Source organism: Pseudomonas solani (genome assembly GCF_026072635.1).
GTDB lineage: Bacteria > Pseudomonadota > Gammaproteobacteria > Pseudomonadales > Pseudomonadaceae > Metapseudomonas > Metapseudomonas solani.
Genome location: NZ_AP023081.1, coordinates 3,014,807 through 3,032,852, shown reverse-complemented (window position 1 = coordinate 3,032,852; position 18,046 = coordinate 3,014,807). Strand labels below are relative to the sequence as shown.

Here is an 18,046-nt window from a genome sequence, read left to right as displayed (position 1 = left end):
CCGCCCGCGCCGGGTCATGGGCGCGGATGCCAGACCAGGCCCCGGGACACTCGCCAACGGCCGCAGCGGCCCGGCCCGTGGCGGGCGCGACGGTGCCATCCAGTGGCTGCCGACCCTGCTGCGCGGCCGCCCGCGCAAGGCCGACGACCTGGTCCGCCGCCCCCGAGGCCAAAGCCCCGATGCACTCTGGCTGGTGCTGGTGGACGCCTCCGCCTCCACCCGCCGCCACGGCGCCCTGTCACGCGCCAAGGGCCTGCTGGCCGGGCTGTTCGAATCCGCCTACCGCCAGCGCGCCCGCCTCGCCGTGCTCCACGCCACCGGCCGCGAACCGCGCTGGCTGTGGCAGGGCAGCAAAGCCTCGGCGCCACTGCATCAATGGCTCGACGGCCTCGGCGCCGGCGGCGGCACCCCGCTGATCGAGGCCCTGCACCTGGCCCGTGACTGGTTGCAGCGCCGCCAACGACAGAAGCCCTCGGAGCACCAGCGCGTGCTCATCCTCACCGATGGCCGCCTCAAGGACTGGCCCGCCCTGGAGCCGCTGGGCTGCGACACGCTGCTGGTGGATATCGAAGGCGGCCCCATCCGCCTCGGCCGCGCCCGCCAATTGGCCGAGGAACTGGGTGCGGAATACCGGGTGCTGTCGGACTGAGCCGGATGCGCTCGGAATAGGCACCGCTTGGTGGACATAAAGAGCGATGTCCACCCTACCCGCGGGGGAACCCCGTGAATGGCATGCGACTTCGGGTGGACCACGCTTTACCGGTCCACCAATGGGAGCCAACTCGGCAAGCACGACAGCAAGGAATGAGCATGAGTAACGACGAACAGTTGCGAGCGGTGACCGCGTCCCGCCTAGCCGGCGGGTCACGGATGGAGCTGCACCACCTCGACTACGACCTCGACAGCCTGACACTGCGGCTTCGGGACCTTGGCACACAGAGGGTGGTACAGGTCCGTATCTCGGCCGTGGAAGGTTTCCGGATGCTGGATGAAGGCGACCTCCTGGAGTTCTGGCCGCAGTGTTCCGATGGCTGGCTGCACGAGATCACTGCCGGCGGCTGGTTCGATCAGGAGCGCCTGCGCCCGGGTTTCCTCAGTGACGACCGGGCGCTGAAGGAGTATCTGGTCTCCGGCGTGGACAGGTGCCTGAGCGTCCTAGCCTGGGAAGCCCCCGTCATTCTCCAGGCTTGAGTTTTCCACCGCCCCCCTGAACCACCCGCGCCCTGGATCGTCCATCAACCAGATGGTCGAACGTCGCCCGCCCCGGGTGCGTGTTAAGGTCCGCCCCTTTTCTTTGCGGAATGCCCGATGAACCAAGCCGTGCCCTGCGCCGACAGCTCAGCCACCCGCCTCGCCACGCGCCTGGCGTTCTTCGTCTCCGGCTTCGGCATGGCCTGCTGGGCGCCGCTGGTGCCTTACGCCAAGGCACGCCTGGGTATCGAGGAGGCGGTGCTGGGGCTGTTGCTGCTGTGCCTGGGAGCCGGTTCGATGCTGTCCATGCCGGTGGCCGGTGTGCTGGCCGGGCGGATCGGCGCACGCCCGGTGATCCTGGTGGGCGGGGTGGGCCTGTGCTGCGCCATGCCGCTGCTGGCCGGTGCCGACTCCAGCCTGGTGCTGGCCCTGGCCCTGGCCTTGTTCGGCGCTTCCCTGGGGGCCATGGACGTAGCGATGAACATCCACGCCGTGGAGGTGGCGAACGACGCACCGGTTCCCTTGATGTCGGGCTTCCACGGCCTGTTCAGCCTCGGCGGTTTCGTTGGCTCCCTCGGCATGACCGGGCTGCTGGCCGCCGGGCTGGCACCGCTGCCGGCGATTCTCGTCGCCCTGCTGGTGGTCATCCTCGGGCTCGCCCTCGCAGCACCGCGCCTGTTGCGCACCCGTTCGGGCAGCGAAGGGCCGCTGTTCGTGCTGCCACGCGGAATCGTTCTGCTGCTGGGGGCACTGACCTTCGCCATGTTCCTGGCCGAAGGCGCGCTGCTGGATTGGGGCGCCATCCTGCTGGTGGAGACCCGCCAGTTCGACCCGGCCCAGGCCGGGATCGGCTACGCACTGTTCTCCCTGGCGATGCTCAGCGGCCGGCTGACGGGCGACCGGGTGATCGCCCGCCTGGGAGAGTACCGCGTGCTGGTGGGCGGCGGCCTGCTGGCCACGGCCGGCTTCGCGCTGATGCTGCTGGCCCCGCACAGCGTTCTGGCGCTGGCGGGCTTCCTGCTGGTCGGGCTGGGCGCGGCCAATATCGTGCCGGTGCTGTTCACCGCCGCCGGCCGCCAGAGCGCCATGCCGCCCAACCTCGCGGTGGCCGCCGTGACCACCGTCGGCTACGCCGGCGTACTCGCCGGGCCTGCGCTGGTGGGCTTCGTCGCCCAGGGCCTGGGCCTGGTCACGGCCTTCATGATCCTCGGCGCGCTTATGCTCTCGGCACCGCTCACGGCGGGTCGCTTCGCGCGGTGAGCGCGGCTCCACAAGGCCTATGGACAAGCACACCGCCAGCCTCTAGCCTGCTCGCCCTGTTCATCATCGGCGCCTCGGCCTGGACGCTCTATCGCTTGAGCGAACCCGCCCTGCCGGCACGAGAAGCACAACCCGGCTGAGCCATCAGAAGCGGCGCACGCCATCGCTGAACACGCCGTGCTCGTCCACATGCCGGTTGTAGGCGGCGATGGCTTCACGGTTGGCCAGCAGCCAGGCTTGCGCCCTGCTCACTTGAGTCGTATCAGCCCTGTTCCGGGCGTCTTTCCGCGTGTCGTCGCGTTTCATCGATCTCTCCTTCAAAGCGGGCCCGGGCTGGTCAGCATCTCCGGCACCGCCCGCTCCTCGACTATTCGTTCCTGCACCCAGCGCAGCACCTCCGCTTCATCGCGGATGCGGTACCACTCGCCTTCCGGGTAGAGGCTGGCGGTGGGGCCGAGGTCGCAGGGGAACTGGCATTGGGTGCGGGTGATGTGCACGCCGCCTTCGCACTCCAGCTTGCCGGCGGCCTTGAGGGTTTCCCGCAGTTTCTTCCACAGCGGCAGCGCACCACGGCGGGTACAGCGCGGGCCGTTGCACAGCAGCAGGCGGCGGGCGTGGGGCGGGATGCAGGACCAGGCGTGGCTGCCCGGCAGCTCCGGTACGCCGACGCAGGCCAGGTGCAGCTCGCGGCGCTCGACCAGGGCGACGGCGGCGCCGGCCGGGTCGCTGTCGTACTGGCCCAGCAGGCTGGCGACGAAGAGTTGCTCGGCGGCGTCGAGACGGCCCAGTTCGCCGCGCAACCAGTCGAGGTGCTGAGCGCTGGACTGCGGGTCGAGGTCGATTACCAGCAGCGGGCGCGGGCTGGCCTGCACGGCGTTCAGCAAGGCGTCGTGACCGGCACCGGTGTCGACGATATCGGCGAGTGCCGCCTCACCACGCAGGGCACTCAGCTGGCGGCGGAACAGCTCGGCGAAGGAGCCGGTGTCGAGGTCGGGCCCGGCGAACAGCACGCGAGCGTAGGAAGTGGCGGTCATGGTGTTTCCAGGTAGGGGACGAGGGCCTGCCAGAGGCCGTCGAGCGAGTCGAATTCACGGGTGACGGGAGGCAGCTCGGGGCGCTTGAGGATCAGCACCGGCAGGCCACGCTCGCGGGCCACCTGCAGCTTGGGTTCAGTGGACTGGCTGCCGCTGTTCTTGCTGATCAGCACGTCGCTGCGCAGCCGCTCGAACAACGCACGCTCCTCATCCAGAACGAACGGGCCACGGGCGCCGATCACCTCGAAGCGTTCACCGGGCGCCTGGCTTTGCAGGCAGCGCACCGTCCAGTGCTGGTGGGCGGGGATTTCACCCAGGTGCTCCAGGGGTTCGCGGCCAAGGGTGAAGAAGGGGCGCTGGAAGGTGGCCAGGGCGTCGAGCAGCTCGGCCCAGCCGACCACCTCGCGCCAATCGTCACCCTCGCCGGCGCGCCAGCCGGGGCGACGCAATGCCCAGCAGGGCACGCCAGCAAGCTCGGCAGCGCGGGCGGCGTTGTGGCTGATCTGTGCGGCATAGGGATGGGTGGCATCGAGCAGCAGGCCGATGCCGTTGTCCTCGATGTAGCGCGCCAGCCCCTCGGCACCGCCGTAGCCGCCGACACGCACCTGGCAGCTCAGGTCGGCCGGCACCTTGCCGAGGCCGGCGAGGCTGTAGGTGTGTTCGGGGCCCAGGCGCCGGGCCAGGGCCAGGGCCTCGGTGACCCCGCCCAGCAGCAGGATGCGTGTCATGGGTGCTCCAGGGCCTGGCCCACCAGGTTGCCCTGGCGGTCGATGGCGAAGACTTCCAGGCTGACGCCGGCGGGTACGGTACGACGGGCGAAGGCCAGGGCGTGGGCGCAGACCGTATCGCCCAGGGGCACCCCGGCGGCGTGGGCCAGCGCCAGTGCCTGCTGGCTGGTGTTGGCGCCGCGCATGGCGTCCTGCAGCTCGGCATCGGCGCCCAGGCCGGCGGCCCATTCGGCGAGCAGCGGCAGGTCGATGCTGGAGTGGCGGCTGTGCAGGTCCATATGGCCGGCGGCGAGCTTGCTGATCTTGCCGAAGCCACCACAGAGGCTGAGCTTCTCCACCGGGGCCTTGCGCAGGTGCTTGAGCACGGCGCCGGCGAAGTCGCCCATCTCGATCAGTGCGGTGTCGTCGAAACCATAGCGGTGGCGCATGGCGTCCTCGCTGGCGTTGCCGGTGCAGGCGGCCAGGTGGGTGAAGCCGTTGGCGCGGGCGACGTCGATGCCCTGGTGGATGGAGGCGATGTAGGCCGAGCAGGAGAAGGGCCGGACGATGCCGGTGGTGCCGAGGATCGACAGGCCACCGAGGATGCCCAGGCGCGGGTTCATGGTTTTCAGCGCCAGCTCGGCGCCGCCCTGCACGCAGACGGTGACCTCGAAGCCGCCGGCGTGACCGCGCTCCTGGGCCAGGCGCGTGAGGTGCTCGGTCATCATCCGCCGTGGCACCGGGTTGATCGCCGGCTCGCCCACCGCCTGGGTCAGGCCCGGTTTGGTGACGGTGCCGACGCCGGGCCCGGCGTGGAAGCGCACCCCCGGCTCGGCGGCCAGGCGCACCTGGGCGTAGATCAGCGCGCAGTGGGTCACGTCCGGGTCATCGCCGGCATCCTTCAGGGTGCCCGCCTCGGCGCCGCCATCGATCAGGCGGCAGAACTCCAGGCGCATGAGCACCTGCTGGCCCTTGGGCAGGACGATCTCCACCGCGTCGCTCGCCGCGCCGCCCAGCAACAGGCGCGCCGCCGCCAAGCTGGTGGCGGTGGCACAACTGCCGGTGGTGTAGCCGCTGCGCAGGGGCGCCGGCTGTTCAGGGGTTTCATCACGCATGGCGGGGTCGTGCAGGGCAGGACTCGGCGGCGCTCGGCGCCAACCTAGGCATCCTTGAGCACCTCGAGCAGGGTGATGGGCAGTGCCGAGCGCCAGGTGTCGAAGCCGCCCAGGGGCTGGGCCTGGGCGATGGCGATGCGGGTCAGCTCGCCGCCATGGGCTTCGCGGAAGGCCACCAGCACCGCCTCGCTCTGCAGGGTCACGGCATTGGCCACCAGGCGGCCGCCGGGCTTGAGCTGGCTCCAGCACCGCTCCAGCACACCGGGTTCGGTGACGCCGCCGCCGATGAACACCGCATCGGGCGCGGGCAGGCCGTCGAGGGCGGTGGGGGCCTGGCCGGCCACCAGTTGCAGGCCGGGCACGCCGAGGGCGTCGCGGTTGTGGCGGATGTGCGCCTGGCGGCCCTCGTCGGCTTCGACGGCGAGGGCGCGGCAGGTGGGATGGGCGCGCATCCATTCGATGCCGATGGAGCCGCTGCCGGCGCCCACGTCCCAGAGCAGTTGCCCGGGTTGCGGGGCCAAGCGTGCGAGGGTGATGGCGCGAACGTCGCGCTTGGTCAGCTGGCCGTCGTGGCGATAGGCGTCGTCGGGCAGGCCGCAGGTGAGCGGCAGGCGCCGGGCCTGCTCGCCGGCGCGGCAGTCGATGGCCACCAGGTTGAGGGCGGCGACCTCCATGGCCGGCCACTCGCCGGCGATTCCATCGATGCGCCGCTCGGCCGGGCCACCCAGGTGCTCCAGCACGGTCATGGCGCTGGGGCCGAAGCCGCGTTCGTTCAGCAGGCCAGCGATAGCAGCGGGGCTTGCGCCGTCGTTGCTCAGCACCAGCAGGCGGGCGCCGTCATGCAGGTGCAGGTTGAGTGCAGCGAGGGGCCGCGCCACCAGGGAGACCAGGCTGGTGTCCTGCAGCGCCCACCCCAGGCGCGCGGCGGCCAGGGAGGTGGACGAGGGCGCGGGTAGCACACGCAGCTCGTCGGCGGGCAACTGCCGCGCCAGGCTGGCGCCGACGCCGAACAGCATCGGGTCACCGCTGGCCAACACGCAGACCGGCGCGCCACGGCGTTGCAGCAACGGCTCCAGGGAGAAGGGGCTGGGCCAGGCAGTGCGCCGGGCGCGAATGCAATGGGGCAGCAATTCCAGCTGGCGCGGGGCGCCCACCACCTCCTCGGCGGCCAGCAGCGCGTGGCGCGCGGCCTTGCCCAGGCCGGCGTAGCCGTCCTCGCCTATCCCCACCAGCGTCAGCCAGGGCTGCATGCGTTTTTCCTCGTATCCGACCGTGCCGCGTCCGTTGGGCATCCGACAACCAGCCGCATCCCACAGCCGCGCAAAGCGGGCATAATAGCGCCCTTCACCGGTTGCCGGAGCGCCCACTGCGCCCGGCCTAAGAGGGAACACGGTCCAAGCCGTGGCTGCCCCCGCAACTGTATGCAGCGAGTTCTCGCGATCCGTGCCACTGGGAAACCGGGAAGGCCGCGACGGACACTGACCTGCCAGCCAGGAGACCTGCCGGTGACACCAGTCGCGTGTGCACGCATCGAGCGGGGTGTCTCGGTGCCAGGGTTCCCCGTGCGGGGAACACGGTCGCCGCGGCAACTGACCCGGTGACCACGGTGAAACAGGCTCCCTCCAGCGCTCCATCCGTCCGCCCCTCGGCCTGCCCGGGGTTGCTGCGTATCGTCCCGGCGAAGGATGGCGGAATCTGCCGCATCAAGCTGCCCTGCGGTCGCCTGCAGGCCGGCACGGCCGAAGCCCTGTCGATCGCCGCCCATGGCCATTCCGGCGGCGTGCTGGAAGCCACCAACCGCGCCAACCTGCAGATCCGTGGTGTGACCCCGGGCAACGAACAGGCGCTGATCGCCGAGCTGCTGGCCATCGGCCTGGGCGCCGCCACGCCGGGCGCGGACGATGTGCGCAACCTGATGGTCAGCCCCGCCGCCGGGCTCGACCCGCAGGCGCTCCAGGACATCCGTCCCCTGGCCGCGCGCCTGCTGGCCCTGCTGGAAGACAACCCGCGCTTCCACGTGCTTTCGCCCAAGTTCGCCCTGCTGCTGGACGGCGGCGAAGCCCTGGCGATGCTCGACCACCCCAACGACATCTGGCTGGCCGCCATGGAGCCCGGCAAGGACGGCCTGTTCGCCTTCGGCCTGGCCGGCTGCCCGCCCCGCGAAACCGGCGACGCCCCTGCCCTGGCGGCGGTACCCGGCGCCCGGGTGCCGGCCCTGGTGGAGGCGCTGCTGGACCTCTTCCTCGAACTGGCCACGCCGCAGCAGGCCCGCATGCGCGACCTGCTCGGCAGCCTCGGCGCCGAGCGTTTGCTGGCCGAACTGCGCCAGCGCCTGCCCTTCCCGTTGCATGAAGCCGGCAACTGGCGCCGCGCTGCCAGCGACCTGCGCCCCGTTGGCGTGCTGCCGCAACTGCAGGCCGGCCTGTACCTGGTGGGCGCCATCCCGCCCCTGGGGCGCCTGCAGGCCAGCCAGTTGCTGACCCTCGCCGAACTGGCCCAGCGCCACGGCGACGGCAGCCTGCATATGACCCCCTGGCAATCGGTGCTGCTGCCCAACGTACCGGGGCAGGAAACCGCCCCGCTGCTGGCCGAGCTCACGGCCCTGGGCCTGTGCACCGATATCGACGCGCCCCTGGCGCGCATCCAGGCCTGCACCGGTTCCGCCGGTTGCGCCAAGGGCCTGGCCGACACCAAGGCCGACGCCCTGACCCTGGCCGCCGTGCTGCCCGACGGTGCCCAGGTGCACCTGTGCGGCTGCCCGCGCTCCTGCGCCGCCGCCAACGTGGCGCCGCTGACCCTGCTGGCCACGGGCGACGGCCATTACGACCTCTATCGACGCGACGACGGCGCCGGTGGCTTCGGCCGCCCGCTGGCGCGCGACCTGGACATACACGCGGCGGCCGCCTGGCTGGCCGCCACGCCTGACAGCTGGAGCTCCACCGAATGATCGATTACATCCGCGATGGTCAGGAGATCTATCGCCACTCCTTCTCCATCATCCGCGCCGAGGCGGACCTCTCCGCCATCCCGCCGGACCTGGAGAAGCTCGCCGTGCGCGTGATCCACGCCTGCGGCATGGTCGACGTGGTGCAGGACCTGCGCTTCTCCCCCGGTGCCGGAGCCGCCGGCCGCGCCGCCATCGCCGCTGGCGCGCCGATTCTCTGTGATGCACGCATGGTGGCCGAGGGCGTGACCCGCGCGCGCCTGCCGGCGGACAACAAGGTCATCTGCACCCTCAACGATGCCGGCGTGCCGGAGCTGGCCCGCGAGCTGGGCAATACCCGTTCGGCGGTGGCACTGGAGCATTGGCGCGAACACCTGGAAGGCAGCGTGGTGGTGATCGGCAACGCACCCACCGCGCTCTTCTACCTGCTGGAGATGCTCGATGCCGGCGCGCCGAAGCCGGCGCTGATCCTCGGCTTCCCGGTGGGCTTCGTCGGTGCGGCGGAATCCAAGGACATGCTCGCCGCCGACAGCCGTGGCGTGCCCTACGTGATCGTGCGTGGTCGTCGTGGCGGCAGCGCCATGGCGGCGGCGGCGATCAACGCCCTGGCCACGGAGGTGGAGTGATGGGTGCGCAGGAACATTCCGGCAAAGGCCGGCTGATCGGCCTGGGCGTGGGCCCCGGCGACCCCGAACTCATCACCCTCAAGGCCCTGCGCCTGCTGCAGTCGGCCCCAGTAGTCGGCTACTTCGTGGCCAAGGCGAAGGCCAACCTGGGCCAGGGCGGCAATGCCTTCGGCATCATCGAGCAGCACCTGGTGGAGTCGCAGCTGCGCATGCCCCTGGTCTACCCGGTGACCACCGAAAAGCTGGAGCCGCCGCTCTCCTACGAGGATGTGATCAGCGACTTCTACGACACCGCCGCCCAGCAGGTGGCCCAGCACCTGGACGCCGGCCGCGACGTGGCGGTGATCTGCGAGGGCGACCCGTTCTTCTACGGCTCCTACATGTACCTGCACGACCGCCTGGCCGAGCGCTACGAGGCCGAAGTGGTGCCGGGCGTGTGCTCCATGCTGGGCAGCGCCGCGGTGCTCGGCGTGCCGCTGGTGTACCGCAACCAGAGCCTTTCGGTGCTCTCCGGCGTGCTGCCGGAAGCGGAGCTGAAGGCGCGCCTGGCGGACGCCGAGGCGGCAGTGGTGATGAAGCTCGGCCGCAACTTCGACAAGGTGCGCCGGGTGCTCGGCGAGCTGGGCCTGGATGGCCGCGCCCATTACGTGGAGCGCGCCACCATGGGCAACCAGCGCATCCTGCCGCTGCACGAGGTGGACCCGATGGCCTCGCCCTACTTCTCCATGATCCTGGTCCCCGGCCAGAAGTGGAGAGGGTGATGGACGCACGCAAGGCCCCGGCCATCCTGCTGCTCGGCCAGGGCGGCCTGCCCGTCGCCCGGCGCATCCAGGCGCTTTATCCACAGGCCCGCGTGCTCGGCCTGGCCGGGCGCGTGGCAGGCGCCGACGAAACCTGCGCCGAATTCGGCGAGACCCTGCGCGGGCTCTACCGCGACGACAGGCCGATCATCGCCCTGTGCGCCGCCGGCATCCTTATCCGCAGCCTCGCTTCGCAACTGGCCAGCAAGGGCGCCGAGCCGCCGGTGCTGGCCGTGGCCGAGGACGGCAGCGCGGTGGTGCCGCTGCTGGGCGGGCTCGGCGGGGTCAACCGCATGGCCCGCGAGATCGCCGCGCAACTGGAGGTGGCCCCGGCCATCACCACCAGCGGCGAACTGCGTTTCGGCACCTGCCTGCTGGAGCCGCCGCCGGGCTATGCCCTGGCCGATATCGAGCAGGGCAAGCGCTTCGTCTCCGACCTGCTGGGTGGCGAGCCCGTCCGCGTCGAGGGCGAGGCGCCCTGGCTGGAGAGCGCCAACCTGCCCCTGGCGGAGCAGGCGCAGCGGGTTATCCACATCACTGCCGAGCAACGTCCCGATGCCGCTGACGAGCTGCTGATCCACCCCCGCGTGGTGGCTGCGCGCCTCGACGAGGCAGCGGACGCCGGTGCCGTGCGCCAGGCCCTGGCAACCGCCGGGCTGGCCAGCGGCGCCCTCGCCTGCCTGCTGGCCGCCCCCGAACGCATGACCGACGCCACGCTGGCCGCCTGCGCCGACGAACTCGGCGTGCCATTGCGCTTCGTGGTCAACGAACAGGCACTGCCGCCCCTGCACCAGCACCTTTCCGGCATCCGCCTGTACCGCGCGGAGCGGCCGCTGGATGTGGAGCGCATCGGCCAGCGCCGTGGCCGCCTGACGGTGGTAGGCCTGGGCCCGGGCGCCGCAGAGTTCATGGTCCCGGCCACGCGTCGCGCCCTGGACGAGGCCGAGGACCTGCTGGGCTACGAGACCTACATCCGCATGGCCGGGCCCTTCCGCCCGGAGCAGGTGCTGCACTGCACCGACAACCGCGAGGAGCTGCAACGCGCCCGCCACGCCTTCGAGCTGGCGGCCAGCGGGCGCCGGGTGGTGGTGGTGTCCTCGGGTGATCCTGGGGTGTTCGCCATGGCCGCCGCCGTGCTCGAAGCCCTGGACGACAACCGCGACCCGCACTGGCAACGGGTGGAGCTGCAGGTGTTCCCCGGCGTCTCCGCCGCCCTGGCCACTGCCGCCAAGGCCGGTGCGCCCCTGGGCCACGACTTCTGCCTGATCTCGCTCTCGGACAACCTCAAGCCCTGGGAGGTGATCGAGCAGCGCCTCGACCACGCCGGCGCCGCCGACCTGGCCATGGCCTTCTACAACCCCATTTCCAAGGCCCGCCCCTGGCAGCTGGCCCGCGCGCTGGAAATCGTCGCCCGCCACCGCCGCCCGGAAACCGTGGTCGTCCTGGGCCGCGACATCGGCCGCCCGGCCGAGGCGCTGACGCTCACCAGCCTCGGCGAGCTGCGCCCGGAACAGGTGGACATGCGCACCCTGGTGATCATCGGTTCGTCACTGACCCGGCGCATTCCCCGCCCCGACGGCCAGGACTGGGTGTACACCCCGCGCTGGTATCGCTGAGGCGGCACCAGCACCTGGCAGGACGCGAAGCAAGGGCGGACGGTTCGACATGACCGGCCGCCCTTTTCCTGCACGCCAACGTTGCAAATCCCTTCGCGCATCAAGAAAATGCGATTAATTTTCATTTGCTACCGATTCTTCGGTGACCCCATGTCGTCTCCCCATCTCAGTGTGCAACGCCTCTACAGCGACCATCACGGCTGGCTGAAGAACTGGCTGCGCGGCCGCCTCGGCAACGCCGCCGATGCCGCCGACCTGGCCCAGGACACCTTCCTGCGCCTGCTCGCCCGCCGCGAGCAGCTGGAGATCGCCACGCCGCGCGCCTTCCTGCGCACCGTCGCGCGGGGGCTGGTGATCGACCACTGGCGCCGCGAGGAACTGGAGCGGGCCTACCTGGAATCCCTCGCCCACCTGCCGGAGGCGCAGACGCCGAGCCTGGAGGAACGCGAGCAGATCCTCGAGTTGCTGGAACGCATCGCGCGCATGCTCGATGGCCTGAAGCCGAAGGTGCGCACCGCCTTCCTGTTGGCCCAGTGCGAGGGGCTGACCCATGTGCAGGTGGCCGAGCGCATGGGCATCTCCCTGCGTTCGGTGGAGCGCCATGTCGCCGACGCCCTGTTCCATTGCTACCAGCTGCGCTTCGCCGAATGAGCGCCTCATCCCAGGCCGATGCGCAGGTGGTGCGCCAGGCCATCCACTGGCTGGTGCGCTTGCGCTCCGCCAGCGGTGATGCCGAGCTGCAGCGCGCCTGCGAGCACTGGCGCGCCGCCCACCAGGACCACGAACAGGCCTGGCAGCGCGTGCAGGTGCTGGACGACGAACTGTCCAGCTCGCTGAAAGCCGTGCCCGGCGCCGGCACCGTGATGGAGACCCTGGAAACCTCGGCCCAGCGCCTGCGTCGCCGCCAGGCCCTGAAGCTGCTGTCGGCAGCCATGGTCAGCGGTTCCGCGCTGTGGCTGGCCCGCGACCTGACGCCCTGGCCGCGCCTGACCGCCGATTACGGCACCGCCGTTGGTGAACGCCGCCACGTGGCGCTGGCCGATGGCACGCAACTGCACCTGAACACCGACAGCGCAGTGGATGTACGTTTCGACGAGCAGCAGCGCCTGCTGCTGTTGGACCGTGGCGAGATCCTCGTTGACAGCGGCCCTGATGCCACGACGGGCCTCCCCCGCCCCCTGCGCGTGCGCACCCGCCATGGCCTGCTGGAGAGCCTGGGTGGCCGCTTCGTGGTGCGCCAGGAGCAGGCCTCCACCCGCCTGAGCGTCGCCGAAGGTGCCGTGAGCATCGCCCCATTGGCCGGCACCGGCGCCCTGGTCGCTCGCGCCGGACAACGCTTCGATATCAACGAATACGCCGCGCGCCCGCTGGAAGCAGCGGACATGGACGCAGCCGCCTGGGCCGATGGGCTGATCGTCACCCGTGGCATGCGCCTGGCCGACTTCCTCGCCGAAGTCTCGCGCTACCGCAACGGCCGCCTGGCATGCAGCGAGGCCATCGCCGACCTGCGCCTCTCAGGCGTGTACCGCCTGGACGACACCGACAAGCTGCTGGAGCTGCTGACCCGCACGCTGCCGGTGGAGGTGCAATACCGCACCCGCTGGTGGGTGACGGTACAGGCCAGGGCCTGAAATCTTTTTTGGCGGGTTTTTCCGCAACGCCCGGCAAAGGGAATGAATCCCATTAACCTTTGCCTTTCACGGAAGCCTTCATGACCGCACCTCGCGCCTCCCGCCTCGCCCTTGCCGTACGCGGCGCCCTGCTTTCCGCCGCACTGGCCGCCCCGCTACTGGGCGCACCGGCCTTCGCCGAGGAGGCCACGGCCAGCGCCAGCCGCAGCTACGCCATCCCCGCCGGGCCGCTGGACGAGGTGCTCAACCGCTTCGCCCGTGAGGCCGGGATCAACCTCTCCGCCACCCCGGAGCAGACCCGTGGCCTGCAGTCCCCCGGCCTGAGCGGCATCTGGTCGGTGGAAGGCGCGCTGGGCCAGCTGCTGGGCGGCACGCCGCTGCAGGCCGAGAGCCTGGGCGATGGCAGCTATGTGCTGCGCGAGGTGAAGACCCAGGGCGCGCTGGAGGTGCCCTCCACCCAGGTGTTCGCCCTGGGTAACGCGCTGGGCAGCGAAGAGGGCTACCTGGCCACCCACAGCCAGATCGCCACCAAGACCAGCAAGGCGCTGCTGGAAACCTCGCAGACCGTCTCGGTGGTGACTCACGAGCAGATCGAGGACCAGGGCTCGAAGACGGTGCAGCAGGCGATCCGCTACACCCCCGGGATCTTCACCGGCCAGGTGGGCGCCTCGAACCGCTACGACTACATCGTCATGCGCGGCTTCGCCGACAACAGCGTGGACAACGTCTACCTCGACGGCCTGAAGACCATGGGCGACAGCGGCACCTACAGCTCGCTGCAGGTGGACCCGTACTTCCTCGAGCGCATCGACGTGCTCAAGGGCCCCTCCTCGGTGCTCTATGGCCGCAGCCTGCCGGGCGGCCTGGTGGCGCTGACCAGCAAGAAGCCGCTCTACGAGGACTACCACCAGGTGCAGGCCACCGTGGGCAACATGGGCCAGAAGGGCGCGGGCTTCGACTTCAGCGGTCCGCTGGACGAGGACAAGCGCATCGCCTATCGCGTGGTGGGCTTGGGCGAGGGGTCGGACACCCAGTTCGACCACATCAAGGAAGAGCGCTACGCCATCGCGCCGACCCTCTCCATCGACTTCAGCGAAGACACCAGCCTGACCCTGCAGAGCTACCTGCAGCACGACCCGAACGGCGGCTACCACGGCGGCGTACCGGCCGAGGGCACCCTTTACCAACGCAGCGGCCAGCGCATCGGCCGTGACTTCTTCGACGGCGAGCCGAGCCTGGAAGCCTTCGACCGCACCCAGCGCATGTTCGGCTATCAGCTGGAGCATCGCTTCGACGACGTCTGGACCGCGCGCCAGAGCTTCCGCTACCTCAGCTCCGACGTGAGCATGCAGCAGGCGTACGCCTATGGCTGGGCCTCGCCCACCGAGCTGAACCGCTACTACACCGATGCCACCGAGGACCTGAAGGCCTACATCGTCGACAACATGGTCCAGGCCGAATTCGACACCGGCGCCCTGCGTCACACCCTGCTGATGGGCCTGGACTACCAGAACCGCAAGACCAACGTGGAATGGGGCTCCGCCGCCCTCGCCCCGATCGACGCCTTCAACCCGGTGTACGGCAACGATGCGCTGGTGGGCTACGGCCAGGTGGAGCACGACCGCCGCCTGGAGCAGACCGGCCTCTACCTGCAGGACCTGATCGACCTGAACCAGTGGCGCTTCTCCATCGGCCTGCGCGAGGACTGGGTGGAGGTCTCGGACAAGAACCTGACCGCCGGCAGCAAGTCGGACGAGCGCCGCAGCAAGTTCACCGGCCGCCTCGGCGCGCTGTACCTGTTCGACAACGGCGTGGCACCGTACATCAGCTATTCCGAGTCCTTCAACCCCAACGCCTATTCGGACCAGGCCGGCAAGCCGCTGGAACCCACCGAGGGCACGCAGTGGGAAGCCGGGATGAAGTTCCAACCGGTGGGCAGCGACAGCCTGTACACCGCCTCGCTGTTCCACATCGTCCAGCAGAACGTCGCCTCCAAGCTGCCGCAGCAGGACTGGTACACCCCCGTGGGCGAGGTGCGCTCCCAGGGCCTGGAACTGGAAGCCAACACCCAGGTGACCAAAAACCTCAAAGTGCTGGCCAGCTACACCTTCACCGACATCACCTACTCCAAGTCGCTGGACGGCACCCAGGGCAACACGCCGAACCAGGCGCCGCGCCACATGGCCTCCATCTGGGGCGAGTACAGCTTCGACGCCGGCGCCCTGGACGGCCTGCGCACCGGCCTCGGTGCGCGCTACGTCGGCCAGAGCTGGGCGGACAGGGCTAACACCCTGCACGTGCCCTCCTACACCCTGATCGATGCGCTGGTGGGCTATGACCTGGGCAAGGTGGGGCTCAAGGGCATGGACCTCAGCCTGAACGCCAACAACCTGCTGGACGAGGACTACATCGCCTCCTGCTACAGCCTGGACTTCTGCTACTTCGGCGAGCAGCGCAACGTCACCGCCACCCTCAGCTACCAGTTCTGACCGGTGCTTGAACGAGCCCGCCCCGGCACCGGGGTGGGCTCGTACGTTTGCGTGATCGACTTATCCACAGGAGAGCATCCATGCGCCCTCTTCTCGTTCTGCTACACCGCTACCTCGGCCTGGCCACCGCGCTGTTTCTCGCCCTCGCCGGGCTCACCGGTAGCCTGCTGGCCTTCCAGCACGAGATCGACGAATGGCTGAACCCGGCCTTCTACCACGCGCCCGCACAGGGGCCGCTGCTGTCCCCCGGCGAACTGGTGCAGCGTATCGAGGGCGCCGAGCCGCGCCTGCAGGTCTGGTACATGGAGGTCCCGGACGAGGCCGGCCATGCGGCGCTGATGGCTGCGGTGCCGCGCACCGACCCGGCTACGGGCGCACCCTACGACCTGCACCACCGGGTGATCTACCTGGACCCGGTGAGCGGCGCCGAGCTGGGCATGCGCCAGTGGGGCGCCTGCTGCCTGCAGGCGCAGAACGTCATCCCCTTCCTGCTGGAGTTCCACTACAACCTGGCGCTGCCGGGCAACTGGGGCCTGCTGCTGATGGGGCTGGTGGCGATCCTCTGGGTCATCGACTGCTTCGCTGGCGCCTGGCTGACCCTGCCCCGTGGCCGGCCCTTCCTGAAGAAATGGTGGACGGCCTGGACGCTCAAGCGCCGCGCCGGCCGCTACCGGCGCAACCTCGACCTGCACCGGGCCGGTGGGCTCTGGCTGTGGCTGCTGCTCCTGCCGGTGGCGGTGAGCAGCGTGGCGATGAACCTGCCGGAGCAGGTGTTCAAGCCGGTGGTGTCACTGTTCTCCGAGGCGCCGCCGAGCACCTACCAGCAGCGCAGCCAAATGCCCCGCGAGGCGCTGGGGGAAACGCGGCTGGACTACCAGCAGGTATACAAGCTGGCACAGACGGAAGGAGCGCGGCTTGGCATCGAGGGCGAAATCGGCGAGCTGTACTACAGCTTCGAGTACAACTTCTTCGGCGCCGGTTTCGGGGGCCACGAGGCCAACCCGCTGGACAAGTCCTGGCTGTTCTTCCATGGCACCGACGGCAGCTTGATCGGCGAGGAGATCGCCGGGCGCGGCACGCCGGGTGAACGCTTCTACCGGCTGCAGGCACCGATCCACGGCGGGCGCATCGCGGGGTTGCCGGGGCGCATCGTGATCGCGCTGCTGGGGCTGGCCATCGCCGGGCTGAGCGTCACCGGCGTGGTCATCTGGTGGCGCAAGCGGCAGGCCCGGCGCGCCAGTGCGGCCCGCGCCCGCGAGGGGCGGCGAGCCGCTTTCGGTCAGAACTTATAGCTCAGGCCGAGGGCCGTGCTTTCGTTGTTCTTGTCACGACCGGGCAGGTTGGAGTCCTTGTCCTTGTGCTCGTAGCTGACGGTCATCACCAGGTCCTTGGTGAGCTTGTGACCGAGGTTGACGACGTGCTTGGTCTCGTCCTCTTCCTTGCCGGAGGGGTCGTGCTCGAAGTCGGTGTGACGGCGGCTGTAGGCGACGCTGGCGAAGCTGTCCCAGGGCAGCTTGCGGGCGTAGCTGATCTTCCAGCCCTCCTGCTCCTTGTCCTTGTTGCGCGTGTCGTTGTCTTCCACCTTGGGCGAGTAGCTGAGGTCGAAGCTGTCCTTGCCGGTGGGCTTGAAGCGGGTGCCGACCTTGAAGGTGTCGACTTCGATGTCCAGCGGGCTGTCGTTTTCCAGGCCACGGTTCTCGTAGTTGTAACGGGTGTACAGCTCCAGCACGCGGTTCAGCTTGTGGCTGGCGCCCAGTGACCAGATGGTGCTGGAGAGGTCGTACTGGTGGTCCTTGTAGAGCTGCAGGTAGGTGACGGCGGCGTTGAGCTTCAGGCGCCAGGCCGGTATGACGAAGGTGGGGCCGGTGGAGACCGCCCAGGTCTGCCGGTTGAGTTCGTCGCGGTCGTCCTGGCGGGCCTGGGCGATGTTGGCGCCGAGGTTCCAGCGGCTGCCACGGTCGTCGAAGCCGTAGCCGTAGTGCAGGCTGCCGGCGGCCTGCCAGCGGTTGTCGTGGACGGTGGACTTGGGCTTGGCGACCGGGGTGGGCGCGGTGTCGTCGTCCTCCTCGCCGTCGTCGGCCAGGTCGTCCTCGTCCAGGTCGATGTCGTCGAGCAGGTCGTCGAGGCTGTCGTCGTCCTCGAAGGCCATGTCGTCCATGTCTTCGTCGTCCTCGTCCTCGTCATCGAACGAGGGGTCCTGGGTCATGCCCGCGCTGGCGTTGGCAGTGTCGGTGTCATGCACCCGGGCCACGGCGACGCGGCCGCCGAAGGTGTGGGTCTTGAGTTTCCTGGCGATGCGCTTGGCCAGCTTGGCGCCTTCCTTGGCCTCCGCGGAGTCGGGGGCGTCCTGCTTGAGCCGCGCCAGCTCGGCCTTGGCGGCCGGGTAGTCGAGGGCGTCGGCATGGACCTTGGCCAGGGCCAGGCGCGCGCGGGGGTGGCTGGCACTCAGGCTCGGGTCGGCGAGGATGGCGCGGTACTGCTCGGCGGCACTGCCGAGCAGGCCCCAGCGGGCACTGCTTTCCGCGTCACGGGCGAGGGTCTGGTAGGGGCTGGCGATGCTGCACAGGGGCAGGCCGGCCAGAAGCAGAACGGCGGTCAGTCCGTTGAGTTTCATGGTGGGTTCCGGGAAGGCG

General features: G+C 69.9%; 17 protein-coding genes and 1 riboswitch. Of the genes, 11 read left to right on the top strand and 6 right to left on the bottom strand.

Annotated elements, in window-relative coordinates; all coding sequences use genetic code 11:
- Positions 1-16: 16 nt before the first annotated feature.
- The 3 genes from PSm6_RS13735 to PSm6_RS13725 all read left to right on the top strand — a co-directional run bounded on the left by PSm6_RS13735 (position 17) and on the right by PSm6_RS13725 (position 2,451).
- A complete protein-coding gene (locus tag PSm6_RS13735; protein WP_021219631.1) occupies positions 17-649 on the top strand; it encodes a vWA domain-containing protein in 633 nt (210 codons plus the stop codon).
- A gap of 161 nt (positions 650-810) precedes the next feature.
- A complete protein-coding gene (locus PSm6_RS13730; RefSeq protein WP_021219630.1) occupies positions 811-1,191 on the top strand; it encodes a hypothetical protein in 381 nt (126 codons plus the stop codon).
- A gap of 117 nt (positions 1,192-1,308) precedes the next feature.
- Positions 1,309-2,451, top strand: a complete 1,143-nt coding sequence (locus tag PSm6_RS13725) for an MFS transporter (protein WP_021219629.1) — start codon at positions 1,309-1,311, stop codon at positions 2,449-2,451.
- A gap of 144 nt (positions 2,452-2,595) precedes the next feature.
- Here the strand turns inward: PSm6_RS13725 and PSm6_RS13720 are convergent, their stop codons facing one another.
- The 5 genes from PSm6_RS13720 to PSm6_RS13700 are packed head-to-tail and all read right to left on the bottom strand — an operon-like array spanning position 2,596 to position 6,557.
- Positions 2,596-2,757: a type II toxin-antitoxin system CcdA family antitoxin gene (locus tag PSm6_RS13720; protein ID WP_081672228.1), complete on the bottom strand. Its 162-nt coding sequence runs from the start codon at positions 2,755-2,757 to the stop codon at positions 2,596-2,598.
- Between the two features lie 11 nt (positions 2,758-2,768).
- Positions 2,769-3,485 carry a (2Fe-2S) ferredoxin domain-containing protein gene (locus tag PSm6_RS13715; RefSeq protein ID WP_021219627.1) on the bottom strand — a complete coding sequence of 239 codons (717 nt, stop codon included), beginning with the start codon at positions 3,483-3,485 and terminating at the stop codon, positions 2,769-2,771.
- Positions 3,482-4,213, bottom strand: a complete 732-nt coding sequence (locus tag PSm6_RS13710; RefSeq protein WP_021219626.1) for a cobalt-precorrin-6A reductase — start codon at positions 4,211-4,213, stop codon at positions 3,482-3,484. The genes PSm6_RS13715 and PSm6_RS13710 overlap by 4 nt, the downstream gene beginning before the upstream one ends.
- Positions 4,210-5,307 (bottom strand): cobalt-precorrin-5B (C(1))-methyltransferase, encoded by a 1,098-nt coding sequence (locus tag PSm6_RS13705; protein ID WP_021219625.1) that lies wholly within the window; start codon positions 5,305-5,307, stop codon positions 4,210-4,212. The genes PSm6_RS13710 and PSm6_RS13705 overlap by 4 nt, the downstream gene beginning before the upstream one ends.
- Positions 5,308-5,351: 44 nt before the next feature.
- Positions 5,352-6,557, bottom strand: coding sequence for a bifunctional cobalt-precorrin-7 (C(5))-methyltransferase/cobalt-precorrin-6B (C(15))-methyltransferase (locus PSm6_RS13700; RefSeq protein ID WP_021219624.1), 1,206 nt, complete (start codon positions 6,555-6,557; stop codon positions 5,352-5,354).
- 81 nt (positions 6,558-6,638) lie between these two features.
- Positions 6,639-6,828: riboswitch (cobalamin riboswitch) on the top strand.
- Positions 6,829-6,913: 85 nt separating this feature from the next.
- Between PSm6_RS13700 and cobG the strand changes: the two genes are divergently transcribed.
- The 8 genes from cobG to PSm6_RS13660 all read left to right on the top strand — a co-directional run bounded on the left by cobG (position 6,914) and on the right by PSm6_RS13660 (position 16,705).
- The gene (gene cobG, locus PSm6_RS13695) at positions 6,914-8,254 is read left to right on the top strand and encodes a precorrin-3B synthase (protein WP_081672226.1); all 1,341 of its coding nucleotides are present in this window, start codon (positions 6,914-6,916) and stop codon (positions 8,252-8,254) included.
- Complete coding sequence (locus tag PSm6_RS13690) at positions 8,251-8,877, top strand: precorrin-8X methylmutase (RefSeq protein ID WP_021219622.1); 627 nt, start codon at positions 8,251-8,253, stop codon at positions 8,875-8,877. Before cobG ends, PSm6_RS13690 begins: the two co-directional genes overlap by 4 nt.
- A complete protein-coding gene (locus tag PSm6_RS13685) occupies positions 8,877-9,638 on the top strand; it encodes a precorrin-2 C(20)-methyltransferase (protein ID WP_021219621.1) in 762 nt (253 codons plus the stop codon). The genes PSm6_RS13690 and PSm6_RS13685 overlap by 1 nt, the downstream gene beginning before the upstream one ends.
- Positions 9,638-11,293 (top strand): precorrin-3B C(17)-methyltransferase, encoded by a 1,656-nt coding sequence (cobJ, locus tag PSm6_RS13680; protein ID WP_021219620.1) that lies wholly within the window; start codon positions 9,638-9,640, stop codon positions 11,291-11,293. Before PSm6_RS13685 ends, cobJ begins: the two co-directional genes overlap by 1 nt.
- 150 nt (positions 11,294-11,443) lie before the next feature.
- Positions 11,444-11,944, top strand: a complete 501-nt coding sequence (locus PSm6_RS13675; RefSeq protein ID WP_031287750.1) for a sigma-70 family RNA polymerase sigma factor — start codon at positions 11,444-11,446, stop codon at positions 11,942-11,944.
- Positions 11,941-12,924: a FecR domain-containing protein gene (locus PSm6_RS13670; protein ID WP_021219618.1), complete on the top strand. Its 984-nt coding sequence runs from the start codon at positions 11,941-11,943 to the stop codon at positions 12,922-12,924. Before PSm6_RS13675 ends, PSm6_RS13670 begins: the two co-directional genes overlap by 4 nt.
- 80 nt (positions 12,925-13,004) lie before the next feature.
- Complete coding sequence (locus PSm6_RS13665) at positions 13,005-15,413, top strand: TonB-dependent siderophore receptor (protein ID WP_265170394.1); 2,409 nt, start codon at positions 13,005-13,007, stop codon at positions 15,411-15,413.
- 80 nt (positions 15,414-15,493) lie between these two features.
- Positions 15,494-16,705, top strand: coding sequence for a PepSY-associated TM helix domain-containing protein (locus tag PSm6_RS13660; protein ID WP_021219616.1), 1,212 nt, complete (start codon positions 15,494-15,496; stop codon positions 16,703-16,705).
- On the opposite strand, the gene PSm6_RS13655 is transcribed toward PSm6_RS13660, so the two are convergent.
- Positions 16,693-18,027 carry a hypothetical protein gene (locus PSm6_RS13655; RefSeq protein ID WP_265170393.1) on the bottom strand — a complete coding sequence of 445 codons (1,335 nt, stop codon included), beginning with the start codon at positions 18,025-18,027 and terminating at the stop codon, positions 16,693-16,695. The genes PSm6_RS13660 and PSm6_RS13655 overlap by 13 nt on opposite strands.
- Positions 18,028-18,046 lie beyond the last annotated feature (19 nt).

What these genes read in the sequence shown, in the direction of transcription:
- PSm6_RS13705 (WP_021219625.1), bottom strand. Translation starts at nt 5,307, where the DNA reads ATGCGTGATGAAACCCCTGAACAGCCGGCGCCCCTGCGCAGCGGCTAC.
- PSm6_RS13720 (WP_081672228.1), bottom strand. Translation starts at nt 2,757, where the DNA reads ATGAAACGCGACGACACGCGGAAAGACGCCCGGAACAGGGCTGATACG.
- PSm6_RS13685 (WP_021219621.1), top strand. Translation starts at nt 8,877, where the DNA reads ATGGGTGCGCAGGAACATTCCGGCAAAGGCCGGCTGATCGGCCTGGGC.
- PSm6_RS13665 (WP_265170394.1), top strand. Translation starts at nt 13,005, where the DNA reads ATGACCGCACCTCGCGCCTCCCGCCTCGCCCTTGCCGTACGCGGCGCC.
- PSm6_RS13710 (WP_021219626.1), bottom strand. Translation starts at nt 4,213, where the DNA reads ATGACACGCATCCTGCTGCTGGGCGGGGTCACCGAGGCCCTGGCCCTG.
- PSm6_RS13660 (WP_021219616.1), top strand. Translation starts at nt 15,494, where the DNA reads ATGCGCCCTCTTCTCGTTCTGCTACACCGCTACCTCGGCCTGGCCACC.
- PSm6_RS13730 (WP_021219630.1), top strand. Translation starts at nt 811, where the DNA reads ATGAGTAACGACGAACAGTTGCGAGCGGTGACCGCGTCCCGCCTAGCC.
- PSm6_RS13690 (WP_021219622.1), top strand. Translation starts at nt 8,251, where the DNA reads ATGATCGATTACATCCGCGATGGTCAGGAGATCTATCGCCACTCCTTC.
- cobJ (WP_021219620.1), top strand. Translation starts at nt 9,638, where the DNA reads ATGGACGCACGCAAGGCCCCGGCCATCCTGCTGCTCGGCCAGGGCGGC.
- PSm6_RS13700 (WP_021219624.1), bottom strand. Translation starts at nt 6,557, where the DNA reads ATGCAGCCCTGGCTGACGCTGGTGGGGATAGGCGAGGACGGCTACGCC.
- PSm6_RS13670 (WP_021219618.1), top strand. Translation starts at nt 11,941, where the DNA reads ATGAGCGCCTCATCCCAGGCCGATGCGCAGGTGGTGCGCCAGGCCATC.
- PSm6_RS13715 (WP_021219627.1), bottom strand. Translation starts at nt 3,485, where the DNA reads ATGACCGCCACTTCCTACGCTCGCGTGCTGTTCGCCGGGCCCGACCTC.
- PSm6_RS13725 (WP_021219629.1), top strand. Translation starts at nt 1,309, where the DNA reads ATGAACCAAGCCGTGCCCTGCGCCGACAGCTCAGCCACCCGCCTCGCC.
- PSm6_RS13675 (WP_031287750.1), top strand. Translation starts at nt 11,444, where the DNA reads ATGTCGTCTCCCCATCTCAGTGTGCAACGCCTCTACAGCGACCATCAC.
- PSm6_RS13735 (WP_021219631.1), top strand. Translation starts at nt 17, where the DNA reads ATGGGCGCGGATGCCAGACCAGGCCCCGGGACACTCGCCAACGGCCGC.
- PSm6_RS13655 (WP_265170393.1), bottom strand. Translation starts at nt 18,027, where the DNA reads ATGAAACTCAACGGACTGACCGCCGTTCTGCTTCTGGCCGGCCTGCCC.